The sequence below is a fragment of the Burkholderia sp. AU16741 genome (genome assembly GCF_002223345.1).
GTDB classification, from domain to species: Bacteria; Pseudomonadota; Gammaproteobacteria; order Burkholderiales; family Burkholderiaceae; genus Burkholderia; species Burkholderia sola.
Window position 1 is genome coordinate 1 of sequence record NZ_NKEZ01000028.1, and the last position, 654, is coordinate 654.

At 65.9% G+C, this 654-nt stretch carries 1 protein-coding gene; it reads left to right on the plus strand.

Annotated features, from left to right (window positions below):
- On the plus strand, nt 1–654 hold a 654-nt coding region (locus CFB89_RS33865), incomplete at both ends, for an AMP-binding protein (RefSeq protein ID WP_144030210.1).

The window sequence follows — 654 nt, forward strand, 5'->3', positions numbered from 1 at the left end:
GCGGCTACCTGCTGTGGGCCGCGCAGACGATGAAGTGGACCTTCGACTGGAAACCCGACGACGTGTTCTGGTGCACGGCCGACATCGGCTGGGTCACGGGCCACACGTACATCACCTACGGCCCGCTCGCCTGCGGCGGCACGCAGGTCGTGTTCGAGGGCGTGCCGACCTATCCGGACGCCGGCCGCTTCTGGAAGATGATCGGCGATCACAAGGTCACCGTGTTCTATACCGCGCCGACCGCGATCCGTTCGCTGATCAAGGCCGCCGAAGCCGACGACAAGGTCCATCCGAAGAGCTATGACCTGTCGAGCCTGCGCATCATCGGCACGGTCGGCGAACCGATCAATCCGGAAGCGTGGATGTGGTATCACAAGCACGTCGGCCACGAGCGCTGCCCGATCGTCGATACGTGGTGGCAGACCGAAACCGGCGGCCACATGATCACGCCGCTGCCGGGCGCGACGCCGACCGTGCCGGGTTCCTGCACGCTGCCGCTGCCGGGCATCATGGCCGCGGTGGTCGACGAGACCGGCCAGGACGTGCCGAACGGGCAAGGCGGGATTCTCGTCGTCAAGCGTCCGTGGCCGGCGATGATCCGCACGATCTGGGGCGACCCGGAGCGTTTCAAGAAGAGCTATTACCCGGAAGAAC